This window comes from Bullifex sp. (assembly GCF_034103065.1).
Taxonomy (GTDB): Bacteria; Spirochaetota; Spirochaetia; order Sphaerochaetales; family Sphaerochaetaceae; genus Bullifex.
Genome location: NZ_JAXEGN010000196.1, coordinates 1 through 7,908 on the forward strand (window position 1 = coordinate 1; position 7,908 = coordinate 7,908).

The window sequence follows — 7,908 nt, forward strand, 5'->3', positions numbered from 1 at the left end:
AATGAAAAGAGTTAAAGCTGCACTCAAAGATACTGGAATAAAGAGAGTATCAGAAGGTGGTGGTGTTGAAGCTAATTCTTTACTTAGAATTGAGATAAAAGAGCTAGAGAAGGGTGGATATACAGTTACATTCCCATCATTAAAGCTCTGTACTGACAATGGTGCTATGATAGCAGGTCTTGGGTATAGATATTTAATGGATGGTTATCGTGATGATGATAACTTAACAGCTCATTCTCGTGTTGCTGCTTTTAAGAAATCATATCCTTGATTAGTACTCAACTAAGTGTACTGTTCCAAGATGTGTATTATAAATTGTTGTTTTAATTGAATCAGGCATGATGGTTTTTGTAATTTCATCAATTGCATTTGATTCAATTAATTCAATATTAGTCTTTTTAATCACGTTTCTTCCTGAAAAATATAATCTATTAATTAAAGTAGCAATTTGGTCGTTTTTAATATTTCTCATTATTTACTCTCCTATAGATAATAATAAAAAAATGTCAAAAATTATTTTTTACAAAAAAATGTCTCAAGGTATTGACGGTTTTTCTTTGATTTTGTAATGTAATCAAGGTCAAATTGATTGGGATGTAGTGTAATGGTAACACTGCAGATTCTGGTTCTGCCTTTGGGGGTTCGAATCCCTCCATCCCAGTAGAGATGGTTCCTTCGTCTAACGGTTAGGACGGGAGATTCTCAGTCTCTAAATAGGGGTTCGATTCCCCTAGGAACTAACTGGCAGTATTCACTTGAAGGATACTGCCTTTTTTGTTATATGATAAATACAAGCATATTGCGAGGAAATAAATGATTACAGCTAGTAACATCTCTCTTTCTTACGGAACACAGGTTCTGTTTAAAGAAGTCAACATCAAGTTTACACCAGGTAACTGCTACGGTATTATTGGTGCAAATGGTGCAGGTAAATCAACCTTCTTAAAGATCCTTTCAGGTGAAATCGAGCCAGATACAGGTGAGATTATCATTACTCCAGGTGAGAGAATGACAACTTTAAGACAGGATCACTTTGCATTCAATAAGTATAGAGTTATTGATACTGTCATAATGGGCCATAAGAAGCTCTATTCAGTAATGAAGGAGCGTGATGAAATCTATCAAAAAGAAGATTTCACAGAGGAAGATGGTATTAGAGCTGCTGAGCTTGAAAGTGAATTTGCTGAAATGGGTGGTTGGGAAGCAGAAAGTGAAGCTGCCCAAATGCTTGATGGCCTTGGAATTCCTACAACACTTCATGAAAAGCTCATGGAGGAAATTGAAGATAACCTTAAGGTACGTGTTCTTCTTGCTCAGGCATTATTTGGAAACCCAGATATCCTCTTATTAGACGAACCTACAAACCACTTGGATTTGGAATCTATTCACTGGCTTGAAGACTTCTTAGCAGATTTCAACAATACAGTTATTGTAGTCAGCCACGATAGACACTTCTTAAATACAGTTTGTACCCATGTTTGTGATATCGACTTTGGTAAGATTCAGCTCTATGTTGGTAACTATGACTTCTGGTATATGTCTAGCCAGCTTGCTGCTAAGCAGATGAAAGATGAGAAGAAGAGAAGGGAAGATAAAATTGCTGAATTAAAGGAATTTATCCAGCGCTTCAGTAGTAACGTTGCAAAAGCAAAGCAAGCAACAAGCCGTAAAAAACTTATTGATAAACTTACTTTAGACGATATCAGACCATCTTCAAGAAGATTCCCATACGTTGCATTTAAGCCAAATAGAGAAATTGGTAAGAACTGTCTTGAAATTAAGGATTTATCAAAGACTATCGAAGGTGAAGTTATCTTAGATAAGCTTAATTTAACAATTAATCCAGGTGAAAAGGTTGCATTTGTAGGACCTAATCACTATGCAAAAACAGTACTTTTCCAGATTTTAGCTGGTGAAATGGAACCAGATAGTGGTTCCTTCAACTGGGGTGTAACAACATCACTTTCTTACTTCCCTAAGGATAACTCAAAGATGTTTGATACTGACCAGTCTATTGCTGATTTCCTACAGCAGTACTCTACAGAAGATGACGATACATTTGTAAGATCATTTTTAGGTAGAATGCTCTTCACAGGTGATGAAGCATTAAAGAGTTGTAAAGTATTATCTGGTGGTGAAAAGGTAAGAGTTGTTCTTGCTAAGATGATGCTTGAAGGTGCTAACTGTTTAATCTTCGATGAGCCAACATCACACTTAGACCTTGAAGCAATTCAAGCTCTCAACGATGGACTTATCAACTTTAATGGTGTAATTCTCTTTAACTCACACGACCATCAGTTTGTAGATTCTATTGCAAACAGAATTATTGAGTTTACACCTAACGGAATCATTGACCGCATGACTAACTTTGATTCTTACATCAATGATCAGAGTGTTAATGAACTTCGTGATAAAGCTTATGCTGGTTCTCATAAGGTTGTAATGATCTAATGTTAGCCGCTCTTGATATCGGGAATACCAATATCGTACTTGCCCTCCATGATGGAAAATCTTGGGTAAACACATGGAGGGTCTATACAGACCAAAAGAAGACTGGAGATGAGTATTATGTCATCTTCAAAAGTCTTTTGGAGTCATCCAATGTTGATTTATCATCGGTAAATCGAGCAATAGTTTCATCTGTTGTACCTAATTTAACTTTTTCAGCTTCAAAGAATTTAAAACGATTATTTAATACCGATGCTTTAGTAGTTTCACATGATTTAAATACAGGCCTTGTAAGAAGTTCTATTCCATCAGAACTAGGCTCTGATTTACTTTGTAATTTAGCTTATGCACACTATATAAAGCCAGATTGTAACGTAATGATTGTGGATTTTGGAACTGCATTAACTTTTTCAACTGTAAAGAAAAGTGGAGAAGTCGCAGGAGCATCAATTGTTCCAGGTTTAATTACAAGTGTTAATGCTCTCTTTGGTTCAACAGCTCAGCTACCACAAGTTGAATTGAAGGTCCCTTCATCTTCAATTGGAAGAAATAGTGAAGATTCAATTAGAGCAGGAATTATGTTTGGCTATGCAGGATTAGTTAATGAGATGATTAAGCGCTGTGAAGCAGAGTTAAACAGTGAAGTCTTTGTAATCGCAACAGGGGGATTATCAAAGACTATTGCTCCGTTAATAAATCGAATAAACTTACTTGATAAAACTCATACCTTAAATGGTTTAAAACTTATTTCAGATTTAAATTAATTAAGGGCATTTAAGCCCTTAATTATTTAGATAACAAAAGATCCATTTTCCATAATTACAACTTCTTGTCCGTCAAATGTAGTAGCTGTAATTTTTAAATCAGGACTTCCAACCATGAAGTCTGTATGCATTAAGGATGTATTGATACCCATCTTATTTAACTCTTCATCGTCTTTGGCTTTATCACTATCAGTTACAGTTTCTGGATAACCAGCTCCTAATGCAATGTGACAGGAAGCATTTTCATCGATTAAAATTGAGCCAAAGATTAAACCTGTTTGAGAAATAGGTGCTTTGATATCAACTAATGCAACCTCTCCAATTCTTGAAGCACCTTCATCTATTTCAAGATATTTTTTAATCATATCAAGGCCTTTATCTGCTTTTACGTCAATAACCTTTCCTTCTTTAAATGTAAAAGTAATACCCTCTGTTGGACTTCCTAATACATTAACAGGTCTAGTAGTTTTGATGTATCCATTTGCACTATACATATCAGGTGTTGTAAATAGTTCTTCTGTTGGAAGGTTAGGGAAGAATCTCCTATTATCCTTTGATACAGAGCTACCTCCTTCAAAGTGTGCTTTAGGACTAAGAGAGATATAAAAATCTGTAACACTTGATTGATAGTGTAGTGTTTTAATTTTCATTGAGTTTAATTTATCTCTTCTATTTTTAGCTTCAGTATCAAAATCATCCCAAGCTTTTAGATAATTAGGAGTATCAAAACGAAGGATTTTACCAAGTACTTTTGCTAAATCATCTTCAGTTGCATCTTCACCTAAAAGTTGTTTTGCCCACTTTGGACCTGGAACACAGGAAACACACCAGCTAAGTGCATTTGACATATACTTATCACTTGCAACTTTTCCAGCCTTTCTAAAAGCCATATTTAACTTTGTAAGCTTATCACTATCACCTTGGGTTTGACCAATTCTATCTTCATTAGAATCAAGACGAATATTTACATATCCATCTCTTGCTCTCTCCTCGGCACAATGCTTATAGAACTCAGGAACAAATGATACCTCCTCCTGACTTTGAACTAGGGACCTAAAAGCATCCAAGTCGGTATCATTTATATTAATCATTACATATGAAGCTCCAAGCTCATATGCTCTTTTAGCCATTGCTTTTGCCCATTCATAACAAGAAGGAGAAGTATTGATACAAACTTTTTCTCCTTTCTTTAAACAAACACCTTTTGTAAGAACTAATTCATTTAATTTCTTTGAATACTCACTATTCATTTTTACCCCTTTTAAAAGACTAAAATACCGTCTTCCATTATAGTAATTACTTCACCAAACTCAGTAATACCCTTTATTTCTAAATCCCTTGAACCAATTGGAAGCTCAAGACGAACAAAGGAATTATTGAATTCTAACTCTTTTAAATCATCTTCATTTTCTGCATTTACAGTTTCTGGAGTAACACCTCCCAAAACTAAAGTTGTAGTACGCATTCTATCAAGCATTGGAAGACCCAGCGAGATATCTAATTTAGATGCTTTTGTATAGCCATCACAAATTATTAATTCAGATACTCTACTGCTATCAGAGTCGATACTAAGATATTTTGTTACATGCTCACTTCCACCTTCAAGCTTAAATGAAACAGCTTTACCATTCTTAATCTCAATTTCTGCGCCAGAAAAAACGCTATCAAAGAGTCTAAATGGATAGGTTGTTGAAAATTTACCATGCCCACTTAATTTATCAAGTGGAATAATTACATCCTCACAAGGAGCAGTAGGGTAGAATAATCTTCCAGAGCTTAATAAGGTAGAAGTAGTAGTTGGATAAAGTTCTCTATTAATTGTTAAAGTTAAATCACAGGTTGCGCTATTTAGCACAATTTGTGAGATATTTTCACTTCTAAGTCTTTCCTTTCTAGTTTTTAGCATCTGGTGCTGTAATTTTAGTAGTTTATCATCACTATCTAATGATAAAAGATCTGAAAGTAATAGCCAAAGTGAATCGGTTGTAGCACCTGGACCAAAAACAAATTCTGCCCATGTTGCGGTTGGTACATAACAAATAGCCCAAGGAACACTAATTCTTCTACCAGGAACAACTGGTTCACTAATTAACCTATATTCTTGAAGCTCTTTAGCTGAAATTTCTTTTTCAAAATCAGTAATTGAAGTAAATTCTGGGAAAGCTGCTAAATGAAGCATTGCAACCTTTCCTGAAGGCCTTTCTTGGTAATCAGGATCGATTTCATCAACTGATTCAACTTTTCCTTTATCAATATAAACAATGCTAACACTAACACCTGTTTTTTCAGCTGCCATATGGGCAACTAAATGGGCAAAGGAAATTGTTTCTTCATTAGCATTAATTGTTAGTTTTTCACCACTTTCAATCATCAATTCTTGTTCAAGAATGAATGATGCATATTTTTGCTCAATGTTGTTCATGAAAATAAAGTATAAGCAAATGTATTTTTTTTTGCCAGTGATGTTGACATAAATCCCTAATTAGAGTATTTTCATTAATCGTAGCGCGTCTGTTGTATAATGGCTATTACCTCAGCCTTCCAAGCTGAAGATGCGGGTTCGATTCCCGTCGGACGCTTTTTTTTATATCTAAAGGAAGGTCTTATAATATGGGACAGCGTGGTGAACATTTTTCCTCAAAGTGTGTTACAGGTGATAGAACATACTTCTTTAACGTAAAGGAAAACCTATATGGTGACCTCTACTTAAATATTGTAGAGAGTAAGCCAACAGAAAACGGAAAATTCTTAAGACAATCAGTACTTGTTTATCAAGAAGACATTGGAGAATTTATCAAAGAAATGCAGAAGTCACTCGATTACTTAAAGCTTCATGCAAAAAAAAGTGTCAAGAGAGGAGATGAGGAGTAAAGATCTCTTCTTTTTTTTTTATGGTTTATGCATTTTTATTATCTTTGCTAGCAGGACTTTCAACTGCAATAGGTGGTACATTACCACTTTTTCAAAAGAAAGTTTCCTCAACATTTTTATGCTTTTCCTTAGGTCTATCTGCAGGTGTAATGGTTTACGTATCATTTATGGAGATAATGAGTGAAAGCATACACATGTTATCAAACATGTTTAATGAAAAGATTGCAGGATTAATTGCCTTAGCTTGTTTTTTCCTTGGAATGTTCTTTATTGCCTTAATTGATAAAGTAATTCCAGAAAATGAAAATCCTCATGAATTTGGTAATGAATTCTCGCTTCAGAAAATGGGATTATTCTCTGCACTAGTAATTGCTATTCACAACTTTCCTGAAGGCTTAGCAACATTTTTAACTGCGTATGAAGATCCTGCACAAGGTATTTCAATTGCAATAGCTATAGCACTACATAATATTCCTGAAGGAATTACCGTTGCAGCCCCAATTTACCATGCAACAGGAAAAAAGAAGAAAGCTTTTTTGATGAGTTTATTTTCAGGCCTTGCTGAACCACTTGGTGCATTAATTGGCTTTATGCTGTTAAAAACATTCTTCACTACAGATGTATTATCATACATATATGCTGCTGTTGCTGGAATTATGGTTTATCTTTCTTTTGATGAAATACTTCCTACAGCAGAAACATATGGAAAACATCACATTGTAATTTGGGGTGTATTACTAGGAATGTTTATAATGGGAGTAAGTCTTGCTCTTCTTTAATAATAACATTCTTTAAATGAAACGATTTTCTATGACAAGGTGTTAACCCATACTTTATAATTGCCTCCTGATGCTCTTTAGAAGGATAACCTTTATTCTTCTTAAAGTTGTACAGGGGGTATTTTTTATCAAGCTCATCCATAAATCTATCTCTTGCGGTCTTAGCAAGAATACTTGCTGCCATTATTTCATAGATTTTTGAGTCTCCTTTAACCACCGTTTCAATCTCAAGACTTCCATTATCGATAAACTTCCTTGGAGAGCGATTACCATCAACCATAAGCTTATCAACCTTTATTGTGTTATTTACTTTTTCATAGGAAAGTGCCATAGCCTTTAACGCAGCATTTAAGATATTTATTTCATCAATTTCTTCATTTGAAATAAAGGTAATTGCAAAGGCAATAGCTTTTTCTCTAATTACTTTTTCTGCTTCAATTAACTGTTTATGAGAAAGCTTTTTACTATCAGCTAAGATTTCAAATGGAAAAGAAGATGGAAGTACAACAGCTGCTGCTGTTACAGGACCTGCTAAGGGGCCTCTTCCTGCCTCATCTGTTCCACAAATAATCTTAGGTTTATCAAAATCGAATAATTCTTCCATTTCCACTCTAAAAATGTTAAATTCTAAAACGAAATATAGTCAAGGAGAGAGCTTAATTGTTTTTAAAATGTCTTGATATTGTTGGCTTTAAGAGCTTTGCAGATAAAACGCATATCGATTTTGCAGATGGAATAACATCTCTTCTTGGTCCAAATGGATGTGGAAAGTCAAACATCGTTGACTCAATTAAGTGGGTACTTGGAGAGCAATCTACAAAAACTCTTAGAGCCGGTAAAATGGAAGATGTCATTTTTAACGGTACTGATAAAAGAAAACCACTTAGCTATGCAGAAGTTGCTTTAACAATTGATAACAGTGAAAAGCATCTTCCTACCGATTTAACTGAGGTTGAAATAAAAAGAAGAGTCTTCAGAAGTGGTGAAAGTGAATATTACATCAATAAAAATAGATGTTTACTTAAAAACATAAGAGAGCTTTTCTT

9 protein-coding genes, 3 tRNA genes and 1 pseudogene are annotated in these 7,908 nt (G+C 34.5%); 9 read left to right on the plus strand and 4 right to left on the minus strand.

Annotated features, from left to right (window positions below):
• Positions 1–271 (plus strand): annotated as a pseudogene (locus SOY52_RS07505) (tRNA (adenosine(37)-N6)-threonylcarbamoyltransferase complex transferase subunit TsaD); the annotation flags it as partial.
• Here the strand turns inward: SOY52_RS07505 and SOY52_RS07510 are convergent.
• Positions 272–472: a hypothetical protein gene (locus tag SOY52_RS07510; protein ID WP_320848344.1), complete on the minus strand. Its 201-nt coding sequence runs from the start codon at positions 470–472 to the stop codon at positions 272–274. It abuts the pseudogene before it with no gap.
• A gap of 118 nt (positions 473–590) precedes the next feature.
• Here SOY52_RS07510 and SOY52_RS07515 point away from each other — a divergent pair.
• The 4 genes from SOY52_RS07515 (at position 591) to SOY52_RS07530 (ending at position 3,212) form a co-directional block, all read left to right on the plus strand.
• Positions 591–661 (plus strand) — tRNA-Gln (locus tag SOY52_RS07515).
• A gap of 7 nt (positions 662–668) precedes the next feature.
• Positions 669–740: transfer RNA gene (locus tag SOY52_RS07520), tRNA-Glu, on the plus strand.
• A 73-nt stretch (positions 741–813) separates the two neighbouring features.
• On the plus strand, positions 814–2,451 hold the full coding sequence (locus tag SOY52_RS07525) for an ABC-F family ATP-binding cassette domain-containing protein (protein ID WP_320848345.1): 1,638 nt from the start codon (positions 814–816) through the stop codon (positions 2,449–2,451).
• A complete protein-coding gene (locus SOY52_RS07530; RefSeq protein WP_320848346.1) occupies positions 2,451–3,212 on the plus strand; it encodes a type III pantothenate kinase in 762 nt (253 codons plus the stop codon). Before SOY52_RS07525 ends, SOY52_RS07530 begins: the two co-directional genes overlap by 1 nt.
• Positions 3,213–3,238: 26 nt before the next feature.
• Here SOY52_RS07530 and SOY52_RS07535 read toward each other — a convergent pair whose 3' ends face one another.
• Together SOY52_RS07535 and SOY52_RS07540 are read right to left on the minus strand one after the other, a co-directional pair.
• Positions 3,239–4,462 carry an aminopeptidase gene (locus tag SOY52_RS07535; protein ID WP_320848347.1) on the minus strand — a complete coding sequence of 408 codons (1,224 nt, stop codon included), beginning with the start codon at positions 4,460–4,462 and terminating at the stop codon, positions 3,239–3,241.
• An 11-nt stretch (positions 4,463–4,473) separates the two neighbouring features.
• Positions 4,474–5,634 carry an aminopeptidase gene (locus SOY52_RS07540; RefSeq protein WP_320848348.1) on the minus strand — a complete coding sequence of 387 codons (1,161 nt, stop codon included), beginning with the start codon at positions 5,632–5,634 and terminating at the stop codon, positions 4,474–4,476.
• Between the two features lie 85 nt (positions 5,635–5,719).
• Here SOY52_RS07540 and SOY52_RS07545 point away from each other — a divergent pair.
• From SOY52_RS07545 to zupT, 3 genes are all read left to right on the plus strand, one after another.
• Positions 5,720–5,791 (plus strand) — tRNA-Gly (locus SOY52_RS07545).
• A 31-nt stretch (positions 5,792–5,822) separates the two neighbouring features.
• Positions 5,823–6,083 carry a DUF3276 family protein gene (locus SOY52_RS07550; RefSeq protein WP_154425963.1) on the plus strand — a complete coding sequence of 87 codons (261 nt, stop codon included), beginning with the start codon at positions 5,823–5,825 and terminating at the stop codon, positions 6,081–6,083.
• 20 nt (positions 6,084–6,103) lie between these two features.
• The gene (gene zupT, locus SOY52_RS07555) at positions 6,104–6,862 is read left to right on the plus strand and encodes a zinc transporter ZupT (RefSeq protein WP_320848349.1); all 759 of its coding nucleotides are present in this window, start codon (positions 6,104–6,106) and stop codon (positions 6,860–6,862) included.
• Here zupT and SOY52_RS07560 read toward each other — a convergent pair.
• Positions 6,831–7,433, minus strand: a complete 603-nt coding sequence (locus SOY52_RS07560; RefSeq protein ID WP_320848351.1) for a ribonuclease HII — start codon at positions 7,431–7,433, stop codon at positions 6,831–6,833. The two genes, zupT and SOY52_RS07560, sit on opposite strands and share 32 nt — an antisense overlap.
• Positions 7,434–7,522: 89 nt before the next feature.
• Between SOY52_RS07560 and SOY52_RS07565 the strand changes: the two genes are divergently transcribed.
• Positions 7,523–7,908, plus strand: a 386-nt coding sequence (locus SOY52_RS07565; RefSeq protein WP_320848350.1) for an AAA family ATPase, incomplete at its 3' end; no start/stop codon positions are given.

Coding starts and splice junctions, on each gene's coding strand:
- SOY52_RS07510 (WP_320848344.1), bottom strand. CDS start 472: ATGAGAAATATTAAAAACGACCAAATTGCTACTTTAATTAATAGATTA.
- SOY52_RS07525 (WP_320848345.1), top strand. CDS start 814: ATGATTACAGCTAGTAACATCTCTCTTTCTTACGGAACACAGGTTCTG.
- SOY52_RS07530 (WP_320848346.1), top strand. CDS start 2,451: ATGTTAGCCGCTCTTGATATCGGGAATACCAATATCGTACTTGCCCTC.
- SOY52_RS07535 (WP_320848347.1), bottom strand. CDS start 4,462: ATGAATAGTGAGTATTCAAAGAAATTAAATGAATTAGTTCTTACAAAA.
- SOY52_RS07540 (WP_320848348.1), bottom strand. CDS start 5,634: ATGAACAACATTGAGCAAAAATATGCATCATTCATTCTTGAACAAGAA.
- SOY52_RS07550 (WP_154425963.1), top strand. CDS start 5,823: ATGGGACAGCGTGGTGAACATTTTTCCTCAAAGTGTGTTACAGGTGAT.
- zupT (WP_320848349.1), top strand. CDS start 6,104: ATGGTTTATGCATTTTTATTATCTTTGCTAGCAGGACTTTCAACTGCA.